This window comes from Streptococcus sp. k-628, from assembly GCF_013277475.1.
In the GTDB taxonomy this organism is placed as follows: Bacteria; Bacillota; Bacilli; order Lactobacillales; family Streptococcaceae; genus Streptococcus.
Window position 1 is genome coordinate 18,743 of the sequence record NZ_VMMZ01000066.1, and the last position, 25,364, is coordinate 44,106.

The 25,364-nt window shown below is 39.8% G+C and carries 19 protein-coding genes and 1 tRNA gene; all 20 read right to left on the minus strand.

Features of this window, described 5'->3' with window-relative positions:
- Window positions 1–139 precede the first annotated feature (139 nt).
- The 20 genes from HT730_RS07955 to HT730_RS08050 all read right to left on the minus strand — a co-directional run bounded on the left by HT730_RS07955 (window position 140) and on the right by HT730_RS08050 (window position 25,278).
- On the minus strand, window positions 140–1,018 hold the full coding sequence (locus HT730_RS07955) for a glycosyltransferase family 52 (RefSeq protein WP_112443762.1): 879 nt from the start codon (window positions 1,016–1,018) through the stop codon (window positions 140–142).
- Window positions 1,015–1,719 carry an acylneuraminate cytidylyltransferase family protein gene (locus tag HT730_RS07960; RefSeq protein ID WP_112443763.1) on the minus strand — a complete coding sequence of 235 codons (705 nt, stop codon included), beginning with the start codon at window positions 1,717–1,719 and terminating at the stop codon, window positions 1,015–1,017. Before HT730_RS07960 ends, HT730_RS07955 begins: the two co-directional genes overlap by 4 nt.
- Entirely contained in the window at window positions 1,703–3,058 is a 1,356-nt protein-coding gene (locus HT730_RS07965; protein WP_112443764.1) for a sodium:solute symporter, read from the minus strand. Before HT730_RS07965 ends, HT730_RS07960 begins: the two co-directional genes overlap by 17 nt.
- Window position 3,059: 1 nt before the next feature.
- Window positions 3,060–4,391, minus strand: a complete 1,332-nt coding sequence (locus HT730_RS07970) for a glycosyltransferase (RefSeq protein ID WP_112443765.1) — start codon at window positions 4,389–4,391, stop codon at window positions 3,060–3,062.
- Window positions 4,392–4,711: 320 nt separating this feature from the next.
- The gene (locus HT730_RS07975) at window positions 4,712–9,172 is read right to left on the minus strand and encodes an LPXTG cell wall anchor domain-containing protein (RefSeq protein ID WP_173307281.1); all 4,461 of its coding nucleotides are present in this window, start codon (window positions 9,170–9,172) and stop codon (window positions 4,712–4,714) included.
- A 329-nt stretch (window positions 9,173–9,501) separates the two neighbouring features.
- Window positions 9,502–9,573, minus strand: a tRNA-Arg gene (locus HT730_RS07980).
- Between the two features lie 66 nt (window positions 9,574–9,639).
- A complete protein-coding gene (locus HT730_RS07985) occupies window positions 9,640–10,626 on the minus strand; it encodes a GMP reductase (RefSeq protein ID WP_173307282.1) in 987 nt (328 codons plus the stop codon).
- A 174-nt stretch (window positions 10,627–10,800) separates the two neighbouring features.
- Entirely contained in the window at window positions 10,801–12,117 is a 1,317-nt protein-coding gene (locus tag HT730_RS07990) for an McrC family protein (protein WP_173307283.1), read from the minus strand.
- Complete coding sequence (locus HT730_RS07995; RefSeq protein ID WP_173307284.1) at window positions 12,104–13,795, minus strand: AAA family ATPase; 1,692 nt, start codon at window positions 13,793–13,795, stop codon at window positions 12,104–12,106. Before HT730_RS07995 ends, HT730_RS07990 begins: the two co-directional genes overlap by 14 nt.
- A gap of 156 nt (window positions 13,796–13,951) precedes the next feature.
- The gene (locus HT730_RS08000; RefSeq protein ID WP_081571444.1) at window positions 13,952–14,731 is read right to left on the minus strand and encodes a Sua5/YciO/YrdC/YwlC family protein; all 780 of its coding nucleotides are present in this window, start codon (window positions 14,729–14,731) and stop codon (window positions 13,952–13,954) included.
- A gap of 27 nt (window positions 14,732–14,758) precedes the next feature.
- A complete protein-coding gene (gene leuD, locus HT730_RS08005) occupies window positions 14,759–15,352 on the minus strand; it encodes a 3-isopropylmalate dehydratase small subunit (protein ID WP_173307285.1) in 594 nt (197 codons plus the stop codon).
- A gap of 9 nt (window positions 15,353–15,361) precedes the next feature.
- The gene (gene leuC, locus HT730_RS08010) at window positions 15,362–16,744 is read right to left on the minus strand and encodes a 3-isopropylmalate dehydratase large subunit (protein ID WP_173307286.1); all 1,383 of its coding nucleotides are present in this window, start codon (window positions 16,742–16,744) and stop codon (window positions 15,362–15,364) included.
- Between the two features lie 3 nt (window positions 16,745–16,747).
- Window positions 16,748–17,017, minus strand: a complete 270-nt coding sequence (locus tag HT730_RS08015) for a DUF1294 domain-containing protein (protein WP_173307287.1) — start codon at window positions 17,015–17,017, stop codon at window positions 16,748–16,750.
- The gene (leuB, locus tag HT730_RS08020) at window positions 17,014–18,051 is read right to left on the minus strand and encodes a 3-isopropylmalate dehydrogenase (protein ID WP_173307288.1); all 1,038 of its coding nucleotides are present in this window, start codon (window positions 18,049–18,051) and stop codon (window positions 17,014–17,016) included. Before leuB ends, HT730_RS08015 begins: the two co-directional genes overlap by 4 nt.
- Before the next feature lie 11 nt (window positions 18,052–18,062).
- Window positions 18,063–19,625 carry a 2-isopropylmalate synthase gene (locus HT730_RS08025; protein ID WP_173307289.1) on the minus strand — a complete coding sequence of 521 codons (1,563 nt, stop codon included), beginning with the start codon at window positions 19,623–19,625 and terminating at the stop codon, window positions 18,063–18,065.
- Between the two features lie 313 nt (window positions 19,626–19,938).
- Window positions 19,939–20,595 (minus strand): MmcQ/YjbR family DNA-binding protein, encoded by a 657-nt coding sequence (locus HT730_RS08030; RefSeq protein ID WP_173307290.1) that lies wholly within the window; start codon window positions 20,593–20,595, stop codon window positions 19,939–19,941.
- A gap of 43 nt (window positions 20,596–20,638) precedes the next feature.
- A complete protein-coding gene (locus HT730_RS08035; RefSeq protein ID WP_173212518.1) occupies window positions 20,639–21,271 on the minus strand; it encodes a copper homeostasis protein CutC in 633 nt (210 codons plus the stop codon).
- Window positions 21,272–21,364: 93 nt separating this feature from the next.
- Window positions 21,365–21,724, minus strand: coding sequence for a YbaN family protein (locus HT730_RS08040; protein ID WP_001237210.1), 360 nt, complete (start codon window positions 21,722–21,724; stop codon window positions 21,365–21,367).
- 256 nt (window positions 21,725–21,980) lie between these two features.
- Window positions 21,981–24,068 (minus strand): type I DNA topoisomerase, encoded by a 2,088-nt coding sequence (topA, locus tag HT730_RS08045; protein ID WP_173307291.1) that lies wholly within the window; start codon window positions 24,066–24,068, stop codon window positions 21,981–21,983.
- Between the two features lie 166 nt (window positions 24,069–24,234).
- Window positions 24,235–25,278 (minus strand): TIGR00341 family protein, encoded by a 1,044-nt coding sequence (locus HT730_RS08050; protein ID WP_173283245.1) that lies wholly within the window; start codon window positions 25,276–25,278, stop codon window positions 24,235–24,237.
- Window positions 25,279–25,364 lie beyond the last annotated feature (86 nt).

Genomic DNA, 25,364 nt, shown 5'->3' on the forward strand with positions numbered 1-25,364 from the left:
AACAGTCCTTTTTATTATATCAAAAAAAGCCTCCTGAGTCACTCTAAAACGGGAGAAAACAAGTGACCCAAGGGAACTTATCGACTACTATTAAAATGGGAAAATATTAGAATAAGGGGTGCAAGTTATTTACTTTAAGTTACCAGCCAAGTGGAATCGTTTCAAACTGACAACCCAATCGGCGTAATTCATTTTGACGGGCCTCATAGTAGGGGAGGGAAATGCCTATGATAGTCACATGAGGCAGGTCTTGTAAGTGGAGACTGACTGATGAAGTAAAATGGTAGACCTGAACAAACTCGTATTCTTGAAAAAGATGGGCTAGGACATCTTCAAAGATTAAATCTGTAGCCAAGTAAGTTACATCTGGAATATGGAAGGTTTCCTTGGGATGGGGGAGATAGAGGTCAATTGCCAAAGCCTTAGCATAGGTACTGATAAAACGGATGGAGATTTGGTCATCCTCCTCAGAGAACTTTTGTCCCAGCAGGACCTTGACCGTCTTACCATTTGAGACGGGTGCTTGTGGCAGGTCAAAAAAATGCTCCAGATAAACAAGCTTTTCTCTAGCTACGATATGGTAGTCACTGCGATAGAGGGTATAGTGCTTTTCCGTCCGCTCAATCAAGTCATCTCTGGTCAAGCCCAAAGAGCCTACCTGACTAGGATGGAGAGGGCAAGCATACATGCCCAAGGGGTAAATATCCGCATAGCCATCATCAAAACTCATGAGATGCTGGTAGGAGGAACTAGCAACCAAGTCCAGAATCAAGCTATTGTCAAAACTAGCATAAAAGATAGTGTCATAGTCTCCCGCCAGTTCCTGACAAATCTGAGTCAAGTCCTCTACGTTCTGAGGATAGTAAACATGGTCAAAATCCTTAGCATAATGCTCCTGACGGGCATTTTTGACAGAACTGACATAAAGACTGACAAAGTCCTGATCAGGATAAAATCCCTTGATATGATGGGCAATTTTAGCCTGTAAGGGCGTTGTAGCAATGATGAGGTGTTTCATCTCTTTGATTCTCCTAGGTGGTGATGTTGTAGCAAGGTCTCAACGACTTCAAAATCCAAGGCATCGTCGATATCATAAGAATAGAGTTTAGGCATTTCATAGGCTACTGTCTTATCTGTGTAAAAGGTCTCATCTCGTAGGTAACGATCCTTGCGAGAAATCCAGATACTACCGTTGGGATAGTAATAGACAGGCTCTTTCTGCCGAGCATAGTGCTTGGACACCTGAGGCGGACGGATAAAAGGTGACTCCTCTAACTGCAAGAAAAGACTACGACTCTTGTCCGCCTTAACACAGGAAATCAAATGGTCGGCGCCAGACTGACAGTAGAGGTGATAGGACTCGACGAGGTGCTCCACCTCTCTCAAGGGTGAGGTCACCTGTAGATTCACAAAGATCTGCTCTTCCTCAAAGGGCTGTAAAAAGTCTCGCAAGCTTTCTAAGCTAGAGGTTGTTGACAAGGCCAATTCTTTTGGTCTGTGGACACAACGAATCTCTGGATAGGCTTGACGACAAAGTTCCAGATAGGCTAGTGAGTCTGAAGAAACCCAGATATCACTAAATAGCTTGGAGGCTAGAGCGACTTCTATGGTGTAGAAAACCAAAGGTTTTCCTACAAGTGGTTTGATATTTTTATCCACTAAGCCGCGTGAACCCGAACGGATCAAAATGACGGCTATGGGTTTAGATTGTGCTTTCATATAGTCTTCCTAGAATTGAGATAAACAGGGCAGATAGGGTAGTGATGATGCTATTTAACCAAGGATTGGGGTTGGCAAATAAACCACTGTAATAATAGAGAAACAAGGCTCCTAAACTAAAGAACAGATAGATTTTGGCTAGTTGTAAACTCGGTCTTTTGAGGAGTAAAACCAAGAGATACAAACCACCTATCACGCCTAGTGTCAGCCCCATAAAGCCGTTAATCCATTCGTAGATGGAGTAGATTTCTGCATTCATGAGTAAGAGGCAGAGGAACCAAGACAAACCTGCTAAGGCAAAGGATAGGATACTTGGCGACCAGCGAATCTTTGACCAAGCAAAATCCAACTTCAAGCAGGTCACAATTGCATTCATACTGGATGAAACTGTGGATTGGCCTGCTGTCAAGAGAGCTAGCATGATGAAACTGCCAAACCAAGGTGATAGACATTCCTGAACATAGGCAATGAGAACAGGATTGGGCGATGTGGTGGCAAAATTTTCCTGACGAATCAAGCGACCAATCAGATACAGTAAACTGGCAATCCCAAAGGACAAGAGTCCCTGTAGCCATAAGATTTTTCCAATCTTTTGGCGCCCCATTTTGCTATTAAAACGTTGGACAATATCCTGTGAGGAAACGTAGGAAAACAAGCTACTAAAACCTGCTCCTACAACTAAGATCAAGACCGTCTTCCCATCCAGCGTCTCTGCAAAGTGAAATATCTGTTGACTGCTATTCATGACTAAACCAGATTGGGCAATTCTTGGTAGAAAGAGAGCTAATATAGCCAGCAGGACCAAGCCCTGAAAGAAGTCCGTCCACAGCACAACCAAGAGACCACCCCTTGCCAGATAATAGACCGTCAAAAGAAGGAGTAGACCTGACAAGACCAGCTGATTGAGAGGGATAAAGGGCGCTAAGGCCTGAGACAACAAGTAGGTCACCACTGCTATTCGCCCCAACTGATAGAGGATGAAGAGTCCTGAAGCCAGTGAACGAATGCTAGGAGATTGAAACTTGTCCTCTAAAAGATGATAAGCTGTCTCGTAGTTTCCCTTTTGATAGAGGGGCAGAAAATAGCGATGAGCTAGTGGAATGGCTAGAAAAATCCCGCACTGGGCAAACCAGAGATAGGATCTACCTGTATAGGCATTCCCCACCAGAGTCAGAAAGGAAATGGGGCTGAGCAAGGTGGCAAAGACTGAGAAGCCCAAAACTGTCACTGGAACAGCTTTCTTAACCTGATAATAGTCCCCCTCACTCCCTTTTTGCCGATAGGCAATCCAGGAAATCAAGCAGAAATAGAGCAATAGGATAGCTAGAATTCCCAACATCCTAGAAATTCCTATCTAGTAATTTTCGGTATATTTGAGCTACTGTCTCTAGTGAATAGTGAGATGCTAGGGCGATATTTTCTGCATTTGATTTACAAAAATCCACTTGTTCCATTTCTTCTATCTTTTCTATTAACTCTTCCTTTGTTCTAAATAAGGTGATTGCACTGGATTGTTCTGCATAGAAACGATGAGCAATGTCCACATCTGATAACAAAGCTAGCAAGCCATGACTCAAAGCTTCTACACAGGCATTTGCAAACAATTCAGTGTAACTGGCTGATAGATAGCATTGATGTAGATTATAAGGAACATTATCTACCACTCCTCTTAGATGAATTGTGGGAGGGATATCATACTGATTACGAAGTTCTTGTATTCTTGTTTCCGATCCACCATAAAATGTAATCTCAACATTTGAACCCTTTTTATACAACTCAATAAATGCTTCAATAACTAGTCCAACATTTTTTATTTCCCCCATATGCCCCACCAAGCAATAGTCTCGTATTGGGCCTATATGTCTTAATTCTCCTAACTTTTCTGAAAACATAGGAGCTAAGAATGTGGAATGATAGCCCTTTGTTTGTAATGATTCTGTTAATTTCTCACTAGCCACAAGATACTTATTTTTTTTCCTTAAATTAGCATGTGACATATTCATTAAAACATTTGAATGAATCACTTCATAGTAATTCTTACCCGTGTTTTCCATATATCTCCATAGACTAGGCTTTGGTATACTTTGTTGATCGCGAATAATTAAGTCTGTATCCTGAGCTATATCAACCAAAAATTTGACAAGTAAATCTTCTTCAGAGTAAATAACTCCATCTTTTCGAAAAATATATTCAGGATAAAATAAAGAAACAGGAGAAGGTTCTTTGAATGGATTGATAAAACGCCCTTCAAGTGCTAGATTTCCATCTTTATGAAACCAGCGTAATTCTTTTGCCTTAAAATCTTCAAAAAGGAAAGGGCCACTTGTATAATAGTAACGACCCGAGCCATCTCCTAACGTAAGAGAAGAGACAAAACCATCTGCAGTGAGTTCAACCGTATCACTATCTGATAAATTGAGAGTTTCAGGCTTAACCGATAAGGAATCATGTCCTATATCAGAAAAACTATGAGGAACACAGATTAGTTCTTTTTCTAAAAATCCTAGCTTTTTTAAAACCACCTTCCAGTCAGGTCTAACTTGTGGGTTTGTCAGAATATGGAGATAATCTACTCCCAGATATCTTGCGATACGCGCTCGATAAAACTGGGTACTTTCAAAACCATATCGCTGTATTTTTGTAAAAGAATGCAGTGTAATAATTCTTGACATATTTCCCTCTCTTATTTTCAGTATAAAAATTGAAAAATCTCCTCTCACAAAAAGGAGAAAAGATTTTCCATCTCATATCGTGGAAGCTAGAATGACACTAAAATAGTTTTTATCAATCAATAATTCAAAAGCACCTCTGAAAACGACCTGTTCATCAAAATACATAGCCGGAAAAGATTGGTAAATCAATGTTTTCAATTTTAACATTGCGTTTTTTGAAGTGCTCAGAATCATCAATTTTAATTTAATAATTAAGACATTTGATTGAAGTCACTATTTAGTTATTATAAGTTCAGCTAATAACTAATCAAAAGATTGAGTTATTCTGATTCTTCTTTTTTCTTAAATAACCCTAATGCCAATCCTGTTACCATAGCTAGTAATCCCATAGTTGATACGTTCGTATTTTTTTCTGTACCAGTATTCGGTAGTTTTTCTTCTGATTTCTTTGATTCCGGCTGGATACTATTTGATTTTTCTGGATTAGGCTCTGGATTAGGTTCTGGTTTAGGTTCCGGCTTAGGCTCTGGTTTAGGTTCTGGCTTAGGCTCTGGTTTAGGTTCTGGCTTAGGCTCTGGTTTAGGTTCTGGCTTAGGCTCTGGTTTAGGTTCCGGCTTAGGCTCTGGCTTAGGTTCCGGCTTAGGCTCTGACTTAGGCTCTGGTACGGCGTTTTCCAGAATGTATACATAAGTTACTTCAAGAGTTTGCCCTGCAACAACCTTGCCTGTTTCATTTCCTCTAGTACTTTGAGGAACCAGTTTATAAACTTTACCTTCTGCTGTAGTAATACTTGTTGGTTTATGATCTTGTGTATCGTAGTCTGAACCGGCTTTGGCATTATCAGTATCCGTAACTGTTTGAGTTACTGGTTGTTGATTTTCATTGGTTCCTTGGAGTGGATTGCCTTCTGTATCAACGTAATGAACTATTACTGATCCAGCTTTTTCATAAACATAAGTGACTTCTGTAGTTCCTTCTACAACAGGTCCTTCTTCTGGTTTAGAGCCGTCTTTTAGGGCTTTATCAGTTAGATAGTAAGTGATACCATCTTTTACGATAGTCGCTTTCTTATGTTCTGACGTGTTGTAGTTTGTATTAAGAGAAGCGTTTGTTTCATCATTTTCATCATCCGCAATAGGATTGCCTTCTGTATCTTGGAATTTAACGATGACATTTCCTTTAGCTTCTTGATATACATAAGTTACTTCAAGAGTTTGCCCTGCGACAACCTTGCCTGTTTCATTTCCTCTAGTACTTTGAGGAACCAGTTTATAAACTTTACCTTCTGCTGTAGTAATACTTGTTGGTTTATGATCTTGTGTATCATAGTCTGAACCTGCTTTGGCACTATCAGTATCCGTAACCGTTTGAGTCACTGGTTGTTGATTTTCATTGGTTCCTTGGAGTGGATTGCCTTCTGTATCAACGTAATGAACAAGAACTGATCCAGCTTTTTCGTAAACGTAAGTTACTTCTGTTGTACCTTCAACAACATCTCCAGTTTCTTTAGAACCGTCTTTAAGTGCTTTAGCTGTTAGGTAGTATTTAACACCATCTTTAGTGATTTCGGCTTTTTTGTGGTCAGTTGTATCGTATTTAACGTTTAGAGAAGCATCTGTTTCGTCTTTTTCGTTTTCAGCGATTACGTTACCTTCAGTATCTTCATACTTAACAACAACATTACCTTTAACTTCTTTATAAACGTATGTTACTTCTACAGTATCTCCGGCTACTACTTTACCAGTTTCATTTCCGATTGTAGAATCAGGCACTAGTTCGTATACTTTTCCTTCTGCAGTTTTAATACGGTCTGGTTTCATTCCGTTATCTGCAGTGTTATAGTCAGTTCCTGGTCTGCCATCTGTTGTATCATTATTAGTTTCAGGGACATTATTTCCTTCTGGATCTGTTCCTGATATTGGATTACCTTCTTGATCTGTATAATGAACTATTACTGATCCAGCTTTTTCGTAAACGTAAGTTACTGTAGTTGTTCCTTCTACTACGTCTCCAGTAGCTGGTTTAGAACCGTCTTTCAATTCTTTAGCTGTTAGGTAATATTTAACACCATCTTTAGTGATTTCATCTTTTTTGTGGTCAGCTGTATCGTATTTAACGTTTAGAGAAGCATCTGTTTCATCTTGTTCGTCAGCAGCGATTACATTACCCTCAGTATCTTCATACTTAACAACTACATTCCCTTTAGCTTCTTGATATACATAAGTTACTTCAAGAGTTTGCCCTGCAACAACCTTGCCTGTTTCATTTCCTGTCGTACGTTGAGGAACCAGTTTATAAACTTTACCATCTGCTGTAGTAATGCTTGCTGGTTTATGATCTTGTGTATCATAGTCTGAACCGGCTTTGGCATTATCAGTATCCGTAACCGTTTGAGTCACTGGTTGTTGATTTTCGTTAGTTCCTTGGAGTGGAGTGCCTTCTGTATCAACGTAGTTAACGATGACTGATCCAGCTTTTTCGTAAACATAAGTGACTTCTGTTGTACCTTCAACAATATCTCCAGTTTCTGGTTTAGAACCGTCTTTAAGACCAGCTTTTGTAATGTAGTAAACAGTTCCGTCTTCTCCAGTGATTTTTTCTGGTTTGTTGTCAGTTGTGTCGTATTTAGCGTTTAGAGAAGCACCTTTAAGATCATCTTTATCAGCCGCGATTGTGTGACCTTCTGTGTCAACATAGTGAACGACTACGTCGCCAGTAACTTCTTTATAAACGTATGTTACTTCTTTCGTTTCTCCAGCTACTACTGTACCTGTTTCTTCACCTTCAGTTGAACCTTCAACCAATTTGTATACTTTCCCTTCTGCAGTTTTAACACGGGTTGGTTTCATTCCGTTATCTGCAGTGTTGTACGGATCTCCTGGTTTACCATTATCAACATCTTTCGTACCTGAAACTACAGTTTTACCAGCTCCATCTTCGTCTACTACTGTACCTGTAAGTGGAGTTCCATCTTCTGTTTTGTAGTTAACGATGACTGAACCTGCTTTTTCATAGACATAAGTGACCTCTGTTGTTCCTTCTACAACAGTTCCTTCTTCTATTGCTGAAGTTGTAGCTACACCATTTACTGTAGTTTTTGTTCCACTCTCTTTTATATAATAAACAGAACCATTTGCTTCTAATCTTTGAGGTTTTTCTGCATCGCTTTCTTTTGTATTGTATTGAACGTTCTCTGCAGTTTTGTTTGTGCTGACAACTACTTCTTGATTATTCGCATCAAGATAGTAAGTTTTTGTTTCAACTTCTACTACAGCATCAACAGTATCATTATATGAAGATTTAAGAGTTGTTCCATCTTCTGTTTGATAATGTACGGTAACCGAGCCTTTCTTTTCAGATCTACTCGTTACTTCAGGACTATAGGTGTAGGTGATAGTAGTATGACCACTACCTAAACGATAAGCACGAAGGGGTGTATAGGCTGTACGATAGTTATACTTCTCAGTAGCAGGGCCATTAACGGTTAGATTGAAGTAGAGTCCATACCCATCTTCTTCGTCACCTCCAGATTCATTACCAACTATGATGTCTTTATCGGGATCAAATATTGTAGCAGTAGCTGGTCTCTTTTCGGAATCCAGGATATCTTCCTTGTCTGAGTCTTCGACTCCAGGTTGACCGAGATATGAAAACGCAAGGTATCTTTTCATATTCCCTTCTGTATTTTGCAAACCTTTTTCTTTGATGTAAGCTAAATACCCTTTTAAAAAAGTTCTAGTTCCTTCATGACTAAGGTCATCGGGATTGTCTTTGTGAGCATTGATTGCCTCATAAAATTCATGAAGAGTAGATATATTATTTGCTGTAGGAAAATTCACGACATAGGTAAAACCCAGTTTGTTACGTTCACCTGTTACAAAGGTATTTTTTTCTAATACGAAAACATAATCACCTTCCTTGACACCACCATCTGTAGCGATATTCGTAGAAGTATAATCTTTTGCTGTGGCTTCTCCCGCCTTGAATGTATCTTCTAGCCATTTATCAGATGTAGTGGCTGGTGTATCGGCTAATACATATTTGCCGTAAGTCCCCTTGCCAGTTTCTTCGACAATCCAGCTACGACCTCCTGGTTTAACTCCACTGTGGTTAATTTTCCCATCATTTTGAACAAGACCTTCAGAAGTTAGTTTTGCAGTCACATTTCCAAGAGTAGAGTCAGAGTATACCCCTCCTCCATCACCTGTAATTTCTACAGCTGGATCCCCGATCTTATGATAGGTAGTATTATTTTTTTCAATAGTATCTTTTCCTGCGGCACCGTGCTCTTTTGCCTTGGTTAAATCAGTATCGGTAATTTCGTTACCTGTTAATGATTTGAAGACTTTTCCATATGGTCCGTATACTTCATAATCTACCGAAATTTGTTTTTCAAAGCCTGCATCTTGATTTTTATCTTCTTCTAAAACAGTCCCATCAGTTGATACATATTTGTAGTCTACCTTACCTATTTTAGTAATGTTATCTGTACCTGTTTCATTCGGTTTTGGATTAGGATCAAAATCTTTTGAAGGATAATCATACTCATAATCAGTATTCTCAAATTTCACATGTGCTGTATCTACTGTGATAGAACCCTTACTATTTGATATAGTAGTAGTTCCATCTCCGTTATCGATAATAGCAGCTTCTACAGACTGAGTGTTGACAGACAAAGCGATAGCAGCACCCATAATGAGTCCGAGAGTACCTATTTTTACTGAGTCTGAACGACCATTTTTTAATTTACGAATGGAAAAAATTTCCTTTTTATTTGACAAAATATCAAGCCTCCATATATATATATATATATATATATCAACCTAGTAACTTATTGAGAAAGAAATCTAAATTGTTGATTTTAGTATATCATTTTGTTCATAATTAGACAACTTTGACGTACAAAATATTTTATCTCTTCTGTATATTACTTCCACTAACTTCTACTATCAGAAAGAGGATTGTTAAATCATTTATCGCATTGTTAAGAATTTAGAAAATCTGTGCATTATAAAAAAATAAAACACATCATATCAAGGTTTTTACTAGACATGATATGATGTGTTTTATGATTTGTTCTATTTGTACTCAGACTCCTGAGCTATTTACATCCACCCTGAGGGAATCGAACCCCCATCTCAAGAACCGGAATCTTACGTGATATCCATTACACTAAGGGTGGAAACTTGTTTTATTATAACAGAAATTTGCTCTAATAACAAGTTTTTTTCTAGCCGGATAGCCCGTCTTAGTGGGAAGCATCCCCATTCCAGATAGAGTTTTTCACGATAACATAATCAACGTGTTTAAGGTCAGCAACCTGACGTCCACCTGCATAGGAAATCGCACTTTGAAGGTCTTGTTCCATCTCAGTTAAAGTGTCTTGCAGATGACCTTTGGCTGGAAGCAAGATGCGTTTTCCTTCGACGTTTTTATAAGCACCTTTTTGATATTGTGAAGCTGAACCATAGTACTCTTTGAACTGTTCGCCATCAACTTCAATCGTGTTCCCTGGACTTTCAATATGTCCTGCAAAGAGGGATCCAATCATGACCATGCTGGCACCGAAGCGGATAGACTTGGCAATATCGCCATGAGTACGAATCCCACCATCAGCGATAATCGGTTTACGCGCAGCCTTGGCACACCAGCGTAGAGCAGCCAACTGCCAACCACCTGTACCAAAACCAGTCTTGACCTTGGTGATACAAACCTTACCAGGACCGATTCCGACCTTAGTAGCATCCGCACCAGCATTCTCCAATTCACGCACAGCTTCTGGTGTTCCCACATTTCCAGCAATGACAAAAGTATCTGGCAATTCTTTCTTGATGTGTTGAATCATAGAAATCACGCTATCCGCATGACCGTGAGCAATGTCAATCGTGATGTATTCGGGAGCATCAGCCTTGAGCTGGCTAACAAAATCATACTCATAGTCCTTAACACCGACAGAGATAGAAGCAATGAGCCCTTGATCGTGCATACGTTTGATAAAGGGAATGCGTCCTGCCTCATCAAAACGATGCATAATGTAGAAGTAGCCCCCTTTAGCCAGTTGCTCTGCTACATTTTCATCCAAAATCGTCTGCATATTCGCTGGCACAACAGGTAGTTTAAAGGTGTGCTTTCCTAGAGTGACACTTGTATCTGCTTCTGCACGGCTTTTAATCACACATTTATTTGGAATCAATTGAATATCTTCATAATCAAAAATTGGAAATTCATTTAACATATCAACGTCTCGTTTCTTTTATAATGACCTACCTATGCTCTCGCATCACTACGCCTTTTCCGACGTTTCCTTAATTTATTATAAACCAAAGTACAGTTTTTGTCAAATTATTTTATGAATTAAAATATATTGTTCGGGTTTTGCTTGTGTTAAAAATAAAAGAAAGAGGGGAAATTATTTTCTCCCCACTTCTTCATCAATAATCGCTTTAAAATTTTCTTCTGAATTTTCCATCATTTTACAAAATGCACTATAGGATGAGGCATTCTGAGGAATTTGAATAGACCATTTCTTCAACAAAGCTCCATAACCTGCTAGCTTCCCTATCTCATTATCGACCGCCTTTTTCTCGCTCGGGAAAATAAGACCAGCCTTCTCAGCTTTTAAAATATAAGAATAGGAAATCAGTTGGAACAAGTCCTCACGGTTTATTCCTTTTTCAGTATCTTCAAGCTTTTTATATTTAGCGTCTAACACAATTTTTAAATCTCTATTATAGAAATCTGGATATACTTTTCTTTCTTGACTAGAAAACACTGAAATCCCATCCGTCTTATCCTTATTTCGTGGATGGATGAAATCTTTTGGCAACAAGGTGTAAACATACTCTTCCCAAAGCCAGGAAACATCGAAAAGAATACCGTGGATTTTTTGTTCCTGATACCCTAAACCGTTCTTTTCTTGGTTTAGGATCATCAGACAAAGTTCTTGTAGTTTTCTGTACTCGTTAAAGTATGCATGACGTAGAGGTTTAGATTTATTTCCCCGAATAATCTTCGCACGATCAGCTAGTTTATAAGAAGGAGTTACCCGCACGATTTCTGCTACATTTTCACGACTAGTTAAGAGACTATCAAGAACCCCTTGCCCAATGCTTTTCTGATTCTTAATGTATTCAATAGTGTGACGGATTAGCTGCATGAGAGGATTATCATAGGTGAACTCTCTTGTTGTATAGGCAATATTTCTCGTAAAAGGAAGATTTTTCTTGATATGGTTTCTTACATCAATCACTCCCTTAACATGACTGTCGTTATGAGAAAATCTATGATATTCCTTATAAAGACCTTTTCGGAGAGCAGCTTGAAGATACTTGGGAAAGAGATACATCAAAAGTTGATAGATTCTATCTTCACGCGACAAAGCAACATCTAAACTAGTCAGATTGATATGAAGAACCTTGTGTAAGAGATAATGCAAAAAATGGTCATTACTCTCATCAGAAAAGCGAGAGGAAATCGTTAATCTTTCCTGACCACACCCCAGAAAACCAATCACATTTCCAGTCTTGATTTTCTGATTAACTGTTTCAAAGATTTTTTGGTCCTTCTCTAAGTCAGAAGAATTCTTCAAATCATTTGGAAAAATAAAGATATTGTCCTCTTTAGAAAGGTTATCCAGTGTTCTATCAAGAAGTGCTTGACTTAGTTTGGGATATTCTGCAACAAAGCCTTCCTTAGCAATTTTATGCTGATTATCAGTGATCCGCATTATTATCACCAGTATCTTGGGGTTCTGTATGCTCGTTATTTATCAGATTAAATGCTTTTTTCAATGTCTCCAGAGTTTCATCCTCTTCATAAGAACCCCGTAAGTAATCTTCCAAAAGCGGTTTGAGGTAATCAGACCAGAGTAATTCATAGTCAAAATCTACATCCTTCAACTTAAGAAAATAACTTGGTCCGATATGATAATGACTGTTTAACTCCTGAACATTTTCAATAGCAGCATCCAAGTTTCTTAGACGAATTTTTGCTTCTTCAGCTTTATCACCAAGAGCAGTATCGAGCATACCTAATTGGCTTTCAGCAGTAACTTCAACAAAACGGAAACGACGACGCATAGCAAAATCAAAGGTGTCCACCGAGCGGTCAATATCATTCATTGTTCCGATGATGTAAACATTTTCGGGGATATAAAACTTTTCGTCAGTTTCGTGTAGATTTGCATATTGGGTAGAAACACTTCCCTTTTTACCACGATAACCAGGGTCGATAGAGAAAAAGAGTTCCCCAAAAATCTTAGAAATCTCCCCACGGTTGATTTCATCAATGATGAAGACGAATTTCTTGTCTGTGTCAATCATTGGAGATACATAATCACATAATCCATAACTTTCTTTCATGTGATCTAAAACGATTTTTTGATAAGTTTCGTACTTTAAATTAGTATCTTCACCCTTGTACAAAAGATACACTTTTTCTTTGGTAGCAACAGGAGAATCAAATTTCACATTCCCTTGACTATTTAAACTGGCTGGAACAGAACTACGAGGGAAGAAGTATTGTCCTTGCTTTTCATTGATAGCATCCGTTAGTTTAGCCCACGCTTCCTCAAAATTATCTTGGCCTCCAGTTTTCTGAGCTTCTTTCGCTCTCTGACAAAATTGCTTAAAAATACCATCTTGTAATTTAAACTCAATAGCTCCATCCCCATTTGATACCGGTCTTAAACCCTCCACAAAATCCGTATAATCATAGGATGGGTGAAATTGTACAAATCCGATTTGGTCTTCGTTGCCACCCGTTAACTCCATAGCAATTTCTTTAGCAAGATAAGTTTTTCCTGTACCAGGTGCACCACGGAGGATGAGGTTTTTGGATTTTCTTAATATAGCACTATAATTAAATAAAAAATCATTCCTTAACATAGTTTCACTTTCTAATTTTTTATACTTTTTCCAATTAGGATGATTCAAAAAATAGTCATAGTCTTGAATTATGATTTCATCACTTGCAGCAAATTTTATTAACTGGTTAGTCTCTTTAGTTCGATACTTAATATCTGATGGAAACCATATTGTTTCTTGCCCCGTAAAGAAAAACCACTCCCTCTCTATATACTCTTTTTTCCAATCAACAATAATCGTATGCCCATCATCTAAAACCTCTTTAGCAGTCGCCATTCCACGAATTTTCATCACAGAAACCTTTGAATCATCTTTCTTTACAAAAGGTAAATTCTTCTTTTTGACATATGTGGATTTAGCAAATAAAACGTCACCTGGTTTAATTTTATTAAACAACTTTAACATTTTTTGATACTGTTTATTTTCCTCGTTGTTATGCCATCCTAATTCCCACTTTCCTTCTTCCCTAAAATATTCAAGATAATCATCATCACCAAATTTTGTACCAACAAAAAAATAGTTATTTTGTTCACTGTTCATTTGAATACTCCTTTAATTTACTTTCACAAGTAAATTCTATTAATATATAGTTCATCTCTAGCATATCATATCCTATAGAAAAAGAAAAGAATTTCTAAAGAAAAAGCCTAATGTAGAGAGCTTTATTACCTCATAACACTAGACTTCTTTTAAATATTAATAATACTCTCCCTGGCGGTAGTCCCATGAGTTAAAGGTGTCTGACAGGTGCATCATGATTTTATCAATGTCAAGCCCTTTGCGAATCACAACTGGAGCTGGTGAAGTTGAACGTGCTCCTCCTTGTTCTGGGATGAGTTTGCCGTCCTTATCGACCATAGACACCATCACGCCTTGCTCGTAGCGAGTTTCAATCGTTTTGTCAGGCTGGATAGATGCCACATAGTCGTCTGCTTCAATGACAAGATCCACTGCTCCTTCGATACGTTCTCCGATGCCTTCTACCTTACCACGGTTTCCTTTTCCAGATGGGTTAGCTGATGAGGCATAAACCATCTTGCCTTCTTCCCAAAGTTTGGCAGCCAATTGTTCACCAGCTTTCCCAAATTTGATAACGAAACAGCTAGTACCACGAACGTCAGTCATCAGTTCTTCACGGCCATCACCGTATGCTTTGAGTTTTTCAAAGGCTTCTGGTTTCCAAGGAAGGATACAACCAAGAAGAATATCTTCATCCCAATGTTTTTGGTAGAAGGCTTCAATTTCTGGATTGAGTTGTGCTAAAGCACGAAGCTCATCCATGCTACCGCAGAGAACAACACCTGGTTTGTTACGGTTACGCTCTTTGGCTGCGAACTTGCGTTCAAGACCTGCCTTGTCACTAGTCATGATGATATAACCAACTTTTGTAGGACAAACGATACATCCGCCCTCACCTTTTAAAATATCATAGCCTTCTTGTGAAAGTGTTCCCTTCCATTGAATGTGTTTTGTCATAATTCTATTTCCTTTTCTAATTTTCTTCTAATCCTGCCAGTAGGCTGGTCGTTGTTTTTCATAAGCAGCAATCAAATCTTCGTACTGCAAGGTAATTCCGATATCATCCAAACCATTTAAGAGCTTGTGTTTCCACTCGCTATCGATTTCAAAAGTGAATTCTCCAACTGGTGAGATGATTTTTTGTTGTTCCAAATCCACAGTTACCTGGTCACTTGGTTTTAGCTGGGCTAGTTTCTCTCTAACCTCTCTGGGCTGTACAATAGGCAACATGCCATTATTGAGTTCATTATTGTAATGAATATCACCGAAAGATCCTGCAATTACGACCTTAAAACCATAGTCCGCTAGAGCCCAAGCTGCGTGTTCCCTCGAAGATCCTGCCCCAAAGTTATCCCCTGAGATGAGAATACTAGCTTTGCGGTATTCAGGTCGATTAAAGACAAAGTCTGGGTCCTCAGTATACTTGTCATCCAAATAACGCCAAGCATACATGAGGTACTTACCAAAGCCTTTTTTATCAATTAACTTTAGAAACTGCTTGGGTAGGATTTGGTCAGTATCAATGTTATCATTCATAAGAGGAACAGTCGTTCCTGTATAAACTGTAAATTTCTCCATAACCTCTCCTTACTGGGCTTCTGGCATTAGCCGAACATCTACGAAGCGCCCTGCGATAGCTGCTGCTGCTGCCATGGCTGGACTGCAGAGATGGGTCTTAGCCCCAAATCCCTGCCTGTCTTCAAAGTTGCGATTGCTGGTTGAGGCGCAGTGGACACCATCAGGGACCTTGTCAGGATTCATCCCTAGGCACATGGAGCAACCTGGGTCTCTCCACTCAAAACCAGCGTCTAGGAAAACCTTGTCCAAACCCAACTTCTCAGCAGCTCGTTTGACAGGACGAGAGCCCGGAACTACGATAGCCGTTAAGTTAGGAGCAATTTTCTTCCCTTTGACAAATCGCGCAGCCAGTTGCAAGTCACTGAGACGAGCATTGGTACAAGAACCGATAAAGATATAGCCTAGTTCAATATCCGCTGGCTTTTGACCTGGTTCCAAATCCATGTAATTGTAGGCTCGCTCATCATTCATATCCTTAATTTCTGGGAAACTACTATCAAAGTCAACGCCCATAGCAGGATTGGTTCCCCAGGTCACCATGGGAGCCAAGTCTGAGACATCCATCTGAATAACCTTATCGTAAACGGCATCATCATCACTGACAATTGTTTTCCAATCAGCCACAGCCTCTTCAAAGTCCTCTGGAACACATTCTCGTCCCTTGAGATAATCATAGGTGGTTTGATCCGGATTCATGATTCCCATCTTGGATCCAAACTCGATGGACATATTGCAGATGGTCATGCGCTCTTCCATGCTCAGTGCATCAATCGCTTGTCCACGATATTCCACCACGTATCCAACGCCGCAAGCAACGCCGTACTTGGCAATCAAGGCTAAAATGAAATCCTTGGAATAAACTCCTTTTTGAGGAACTCCAGTGAATTCTACCAACATTTTCTTGGGTTTGACCTGCCAGAGTGTCTGGGTAGCGAAGACATGCTCGACCTCACTGGTCCCAATCCCAAAGGCGATTGCTCCGAAAGCTCCGTGGGTTGCGGTATGGCTGTCTCCACAGACGATGAATTTTCCTGGTTGAGTTCTTCCAGTTTCTGGTCCAACCATGTGAACAATTCCTTGTTTTTCAGAACCGTGGGCCGCATGTTCAATCCCAAACTCCTCAACATTTTCAGCCAGTTTATCAATTTGTGCCTTGGAAATGACATCTCGAATATCGTAGATATTGACCGTCGGGACATTGTGGTCAAAGGTTCCAAATGTCAAGTCTGGTCGTCTCAATCTACGACCTGCGTCTCGTAATCCTTGAAATGCCTGAGGACTGGTCACCTCGTGGATATAGTGCTGGTCCACATACATGAGTTGGGGCTGCCCCTCATCTCCTGTGATGACATGACGGTCCCATAATTTATCAAAAATTGATTTTCCTGCCATCCATTACCTCCAAATAAAATATAAGGCTACTAGTGTGGTCGCCATCCCGAGAAACCAAACCGTCTTAAAGTACCATTTTCTAGTCTTGTGATGAAAGATGATTCCTGCTAACCAGGCACCAAAACCACCACAAGTAAAGGCTAAAATAAGTAAGATTTTCTCAGGGATGCGCCAAGCGCTTCTCCTTGCCTTAGATTTGTCAATACCATAAATCAAGAAAACCATGACATTCCAAATCAAAAGGACTAGAGTAATTTTTTCGTCTAACTTCATAACCTTGCAATAATAGCTTCTGTCATTTCCTTGGTCGAAGCCTGTCCTCCTAGATCTCTCGTTAAAATGCCATCCGCTAAACTTGCCTCAACAGCATGCTCGATACGATTCGCATCCTTATAACGTCCAAAACTATCTCTCAACATCATGGCCACTGATAAAATCATGGAGATAGGATTGGCAATTCCTTGACCTGCAATATCAGGTGCTGAACCGTGAATGGGTTCATAAAGACTTGGTCCATTTTCCGAATGACTGGCTGATGGCATGACTCCAAGTGTACCAGATAAAACGCTTGATTCATCAGATAGAATATCTCCGAAAAGATTTTCTGTCACGATGACATCAAACTTAGTAGGATTGGTAATCATGAGCATGGCAGCTGAGTCAACTAACTGGTGTTCCAAGGTTACATCTGGGAAATCCTGCGCGACTTCCTCAGCTACTTTCCGCCAGAGTTTTGAGGTCGCTAGAACATTTTGCTTATCAATACTAGTAACGATTTTTCTGCGATTTCTTGCAATCTCAAAGGCCTTACGAATAATCCGCTCCACTTCCTCATAGCTATAGTCGTTGATATCACGCGCTTTGCGCTCTTGAAGGATATGATCTCCAAAGTAAATCCCACCTGTCAACTCCCGCACCACGACAAAATCTACACCAGCAATTCGTTCTGGTTTGAGAGGTGACAAATGCTTGAGACTATCAAAGATTTTGACTGGGCGAATATTGGCATAGAGATTGAGTTCCTTACGGAGAGCCAGCAGGCCTTGTTCAGGGCGAACCGCTGCTCCATCATACTGAGGACTACCGATAGCTGCTAGTAGGATAGCATCTGCTTCTCTACATGCCTTGAGAGTTTCATCAGGTAAGGGATGGCCCGCTGCATCAATACCTGCACCGCCAAAAGGGCATCTGTCTATTTCATACTCAAAATCTGTTTTTTCAGCTAGGGCTTCCAGAACCTCTAAACCAGCCTCCATGATTTCTGGGCCAATTCCGTCCCCTGCTAGAGCTACTATTTTCTTTTTCATAGCCTTCTCCTTTACACACTAGGCATATCACGATAGGAAACGCTACGTCCCATCTCACCTGCATTCTCTTTTTGAACAAAGGTATTAGCATTAATGTAGGCAATAGCAGATGCTTTCAATACATCGAAATCAAGCCCTGCTGCATTAAAGATGGTTTCTGTATCTCTGTTTTCAACAGTGACCAAAACCCGAGCCTGGGCATCAATTCCATCCGTCACCGCGTCAATAGTGTAAGACACCAAGCGGACGGATTGGTTAAAGAACTTATCGATAGCGTTAAAGATTGCTTCAACGGAACCTTGCCCTGTGGCATTAAATTCGACTTTTTCACCATCCATATTGGCTAGACTAACGATTGCTTCAATGTCATTATCTGCATGAGTTTGAAGTTGTAAATCATCAAAGTGGAATCCTTCAGGGTTTTCAACCATGGTTCCAGCGACCAGCGCACGAATATCTGCATCTGTGATTTCTTGTTTCTTGTCTGCCAGAGCCTTGAACTTAGCAAAGAGTGGCTTGATATCCTCTTCTGAAAAGTCTAGGGTCAATTCTCTTAGTTTCTCAACAAAGGCATGGCGACCTGACAATTTACCAAGCGGAAGACTATTACTCTTAACACCGACCAATTCAGGGGTGATAATCTCATAAGTGAGAGGATTTTTAAGAACTCCATCTTGGTGAATACCAGATTCATGAGAAAAAGCATTACCACCAACCACAGCCTTGTTTTTAGGAACTGGAATTCCTGAGAAGCGAGAAACCATTTCTGACGTATTGATGGTCTCATTTAGGACAATACTGGTTTCTGCTTGGTAGTAATCTTGGCGAATATTGAGCGCAACTGCTATTTCTTCTAAAGCAGCATTTCCAGCTCGCTCCCCGATACCATTGATGGTTCCTTCGACACGTCCTGCCCCATTCTTGACAGCAGCAAGACTATTAGCCACTGCCATTCCGAGGTCATCATGACAGTGAGGCGAATAGATAATCTGACGATCTGTCTTGACATTCTCAATCAAGTGTTTGAAGATAGCTCCGTACTCTTCTGGAGTGGTGAATCCAACCGTATCAGGGATATTGATATAAGATGCACCTGCGTCTACCGCTGTTTGAACGACTTGTAGGAGAAAGTCCAACTCCGTTCTAGTCGCATCCTCAGGAGAGAATTCGACCACTTCAAACTTAGAACGGGCATAAGAAACATGCTCCTTAATAGCTTCTAGAATCTCTTCCTTGCTCTTATTGAGCTTGTACTTACGATGAATGGGACTGGTAGCGATAAAGACGTGAACCTGTGGATACTTGGCGTCCTTTAGGGCCTCGTAACAAGCATCAATATCAGACTTGACAGAGCGGGCCAGACCAGTTACCGCCGTTTTCTTCAAGGCCTTAGCAATCTCCTGCACTGCTGTGAATGAATCAGGACTCGCCGCCGGAAAACCAGCTTCAATGGCTGAAATACCCCATTTCTCAAGCTGCCTTGCTATGGCAATTTTTTCTTTGATTGAAAAGTTAACACCGGGTGTCTGCTCTCCATCCCGAAGGCTGGTATCTAGAAATTCAACTGTTCTCATAAGATTTCCCCTTTCCCAAATGTGGTTTTAAAAAAACATCTCGCTCAGAAACCCAAGCGAGATGTTGATTTACTCCCGCTTGGTAAGCCAAACAGGACTAATGCTTTTTGCACTAGCCCGAGTACCTCAACAACAAAGCAAATTGATTAAACTTAGCTGTTTTCATGTTTGACTTTCTCCTTCGTTTGATATCTTGTTTAGTATTTTAGCATAGGCAAAAGCACTTGTCAAGAAAAAATCCAATATTTTCTGAAAATTTCTTCAGTATAGAATATTTAGCTAATTGAAAGTTCTTGAAAATCCTTTAAATGTTTCATTTTTTAGAAGTTAAATTCCAACTTTTTTCTATCAATTCCAGTACTTCTTCATCTGATAAAGTATCATCAAGTGCCACACTAATCCAGTAGCGTTTGTTCATATGAAAGGCTGGATAAATGCCCTTTTTTGAAAGCAAATCTGCTACTTGGTCGTGTTTGAGATTGACTGCTTCGACTAGACCTTCTCTACCTTTTTCCAGCTTATCCCAAGAGATTTTCATCAAGACGGCATACCACTTTTTATTACTTTCATGTCTTAAGACTGCCGTATCAGGTGATTTTTCCCACAGATACTCCAACTGATTACCATACTTTTCCTGAATCTGAGCCATGATACGCTTAGTCTGAGGACAGATAAAATCTTGTACATCAAAACAAGCCTTCCGAATCTGGTAGAGAATCTCCAGACAAGCCTCACGGACACTTGCAACAAAACTTCCTGTCATACTTTCCATATGAACTTGAGGATAGAGGTCACCCGTTTCCTGATCAAAGACCTGAAAACTCACATTATCAGCAGTGATGGACAAAACCATGACAAAGTCACCCTGCAAAATCTTGGAGCTATAATTCCAGACTTCCCCATTTTCTACAAAACCATAGGCATGAGCTTTTTCTTTATTAAACTGATAGGATTTAAAAATTTCAAACATAAGTGAAAACTGCTACCCAAAGCTAGCAGTTCCTTTCTATTTTTTAAAAGACAACCTTAGTTCCATGCAATTGAGTCACGCCTAGCTGATCGATAAAGGTTTGACGGTTGTCAAGGTCAATCCCTCCACCAGGTAGAATTTCAATTTTACCTTTAGCGTGCTCTAAAATTCTGTGATAGTGAGCAAAGCGTTTTTCTAAGGAGTCACCAGACACACCAGCACGAGTTAGGATACGAGTGACACCGGCTTGGCTGAGCCAGTCAATAGCCTCCAACTGCTCTTCATCACTCAATTCATCAAAGGCCATGTGGAAGACAATTTCCATTCCTTTTGATGCAGCAATTAACTTTTCAAGATTAGGCTTATCCAACTTCTTATCAGCAGTTAAGGTACCAAATACAACCCCTTGACTTCCAGCCTGAGCAGTCAAGCGAATGTCTTCTAGCATAATAGCAATTTCCATATCATTATAGACAAAGTCGCCACCACGTGGGCGAATCATGGTCATGATGGTCGTATCATAGTTAGCTGCCAGTTCAACTGCTGCCTTAGTTACTCCATAGCTTGGTGTTGTCCCACCAACTGCTAGATTATCACAGAGTTCGATTCGACGAGCTCCAGCCTCCATAGCTTTTTCAAGCAAGGTCACATTTTCAGCACAAAATTCGTAAACCATTTGATTCTCCTTGAAGATTACTTTAAATTTATTATATCATATTATTGTGAATATGCTTTCAATTTTATCAAGGGAAATAGTTACAAATTTTACTTATTCTTTGTCTGGAATAACCTTAAAGAGATAATAGGTGATAAAGATGGTCAAAGCACCCAGACTGATTTTGACTGGTAAGAGAGGGGCAAAATAAATGGAAATTCCCATCAAGATGTAGATGGATACGATGATTTTTTTCTTACGTTCACGCGCAATTGACTTGGTTTCCCGAAAATCAGCTACATATGTTTGATAGAGCTTGGTATGATAAAGCCAGTCTTCGAAACGTTTGGAACTTCTGGAGAAACAAGCAATAGACAACAAAAGGAAAGGCGTTGTCGGCAACAAGGGCAAGACAACCCCAATAATAGCCAAAGCCAGTGATAAAAAACCAATTATCAGATAGATAAGACGCATAACTACTCCTAATTAATACTCTTCGAAAATCTCTTCGAAAAACGTCAACGTCGCCTTACCGTAGGTATGGTTCCTGACTTCGTCAGTCTTATCTGCAACCTCAAAGCAGTACTTTGAGCAACCTGCGGCTAGTTTCCTAGTTTGCTCTTTGATTTTCATTGAGTATAAAATAATCTTCTTCTAGTTTCGCATAAAATGATGAATTTTGTCAAGTTCCAACCAAAAGAGCCTGAAATTCACTTTCAGGACTCTCTTCTTATTTAATCTTTTCTTCTTCGTAGTCACCCTTGCTACAAACAATCTGCTTGCCACCACCACGGACTTTTTTCTCCATGAGGAAGTTGCCACATTTTGGACAGTCACGACCAACAGGCTTATCCCAAGAGGTAAATTCACATTCTGGATAGCGATTGCAACCATAGAAGAGACGATTACGTTTGGTTTTACGTTCAATGATTTGTCCCTGATGACAACTTGGACACTCTACGCCGATTTCTTTCACGATTGCTTGGGTATGACGGCAATCTGGGAAATTACTACAAGCGTAGAACTTACCAAAACGACCAAGTTTAATAACCATTGGACTGCCACACACTTCACAATCAAATCCAGCTGGTTCATCCTTGATCTGGATTTTTTCCATTTCTTCTTCAGCCTTGGCAACCTCTTTAGAGAATGGTTTGTAAAAGGCATCAATGACACGTTGCCACTGCTCTTTTCCGACTTCGACATCATCCAGTTTGCCTTCCATTTCAGCTGTGAAGGTCACGTTTACGATATCTGGGAAATATTCAACGATGAGCTTATTAACAATTTCTCCCAACTCTGTCGGTTCAAAACGTTTGGCTGCAAGGCGAACATAATAACGTTTCTGAATAGTTTCAATGGTGGGCGCATAGGTGGACGGACGTCCAACCCCATTTTCCTCCAAGGTCTTGATCAGTGTCGCTTCAGAATAACGAGCAGGCGGTTGGGTGAAATGTTGCTCTGGTTTGCTATTAACCTGTTTCACCACATCTCCAACAGCCATGTCCGGTAACATCTTATTCTTGTCAGAATCATTATAAATGGCAAGATAACCATCAAACTTAACCTGACTACCATTGGCAGCAAATTGAACCCCATTTTGAGACAATTTAACGGCTATGGTATCAAAGACAGCAGCTGTCATCTGGCTTGCTACAAAACGATTCCAAATAAGAGTATAAAGCTTGAGTTGATCCTTGTCCAGATACTTAGCGATGCTTTCCGGTGTATTAAAGACACTTGACGGACGAATAGCCTCATGGGCATCCTGAGCACCTGATGCATTTTTGACCTTGCTACCATGCTTAGAATATTTGCTACCAAAACGGTCCGTAATGAAACTTGCTGCTTCGTTCTGCGCTACTGGACTGATACGAGTCGAATCGGTACGCATATAGGTAATCAAACCTTGCACACCAGAACCGATATTGATCCCTTCATAGAGCTGCTGGGCAACCATCATGGTCTTTCGAGTACGGAAGTTAATTTTATTGGCAGCATCCATCTGCATAGATGAAGTAGTATAGGGTAATGGAGCATTGCGCTTGCGCTCTTTCTTATCTACCTGATCCACTGAAAAGTCTTTACTAGTCAGACGAGACATAACTTCCTTGACCTCGTCATTACTAGTCAGTTTCAGCTTTTTGCCATCTACTCCATAGAAGGAAGCCTGAAATTGCTTGGTTCCCTTTTTAAAGACACCATCAATTGTCCAGTATTCTTCTGGCTGGAAAGAATTGATTTCATTTTCACGGTCAATGATTAACTTAAGCGCAATAGACTGAACGCGACCTGCTGACAAGCCCTTCTTGACCTTTTTCCACAAAATAGGCGAAATCGAATAGCCCACCAAGCGGTCTAGGACACGACGAGCCTGTTGGGCATTGACCAAGTCCATATCAATCTTGCGAGGTTCTTTAAAAGCATTTTTGACCGCATCCTTGGTGATTTCATTGAAGACCACACGGTTGGCATCATTTTCATCCAAATTGAGAATATGGGACAAATGCCAAGAAATCGCTTCTCCTTCACGGTCCGGGTCACTTGCGAGAAAGACTTTATTAGCTTTTTTGGCTTCTTTTTTCAAGTCATTGATAAGAGGACCTTTTCCTCGGATATTGATATATTGCGGTTCATAATTATTTTCAATATCGACGGACATACTGGATTTCTTCAAATCACGTATATGCCCGACACTGGCTAAAACCTTGTAGTTTCTGCCTAGATATTTTTCAATCGTTTTCGCCTTAGCAGGCGACTCCACGATGACTAGATTTTTTTTAACTGTTGATTTTTTCTTTTTTGTTGCCGTAGCCACAGTATCACACCTTTTCAAAGTAATAAACTTTATAAAGTGTAAACCATTTTGCCATAACTGTCAAGACTTAGCTACTATAATAGAAGAAAAGTTTTATACTTAAGACCTCAGTCTTCCTTTGATATACATAGAAGACTCACGAGAAAAACCAGCTATTCTCAAGAAATTATTGTTCCTCAGACTCTGTATCAAATTTCTTGGCTTTTTCCTTTTCTTTTGCTTCCTTATCCTTGATATACTGGAAGAAATATTCTACCAGTTCTTCCTTGCTAAGTTGTTCCGAATCAGACAATTGGGAAACTTGAACAGAAACATCACTTAAACCATAGTCCCCCCTCTTACTGGAAATCATATCAAGCTCTTCTTCTGTCAAATAATTTCCTGAAATGGTTAGCTTTAGGGTATGATTCTTTTTAGAATAGGTTTTTTTCAAAATATTATGTCCCTGAAACTGCTCCGATATAAATTTATTAAGGGACTCTTTTTTCAACGTTTCTCTGACTAAAGTCGTTGCAGAGATGAAACTCGGAATCATCAGCAAAACAGCAACTAAAAGCAAAATCCTGCGCATTTTAGAATCTTCTTCATTATCTCTAAAATAGTGCTTCTTAACCATCATCAACCTGACACCTATATAAGTCGCAATGACAATAAAGCTACAATTGATGAGGAATAGGTAAGAGGAGCCTATGATAAATTTTAGATTAGCAGAAGCAATAGCATAACCTACTGTACAAAGAGGAGGCATCAAGGCAGTTGCAATGGCGACACCAGGGACAATATTATTGGTCTCTTTTTTCCTAGCACCAATAATACCAGCTATCCCTCCTACAAAAGCAATGAGAACATCCCAAATAGTCGGAGAGGTTCTAGCAACAATCTCAGAACTAGCATACGAAATAGGAGAAAGATAAAAATAAAGTGTTGAAGCTATTAAACTGGCAAGAATTTGAATAGCTAATATTTTAAAAGATTTTCTTAACAATTTAAAATCAAATATAGCTAGAGAGAGCCCCACCCCCAGAATAGGTGTCATCAAAGGAGAGATTAACATGGCTCCAATAATCACGGGAGTCGAATCCATATTTAATCCGATAGAGGCGATAAGCATGGCACATAGTAAAATCGCTAAATCACTTCTGGAAAGTTCTAATTCTTCATATATTTTATTTCTAAATTCTACCAACGAATACAGTTTATTATTTGTCACAAATATCTTCCTTTCCTAGCTAACTAGTCGCTAATACTCTTCGAAAATCTCTTCAAACCACGTCAGCTTCACCTTGCCGTAGATAT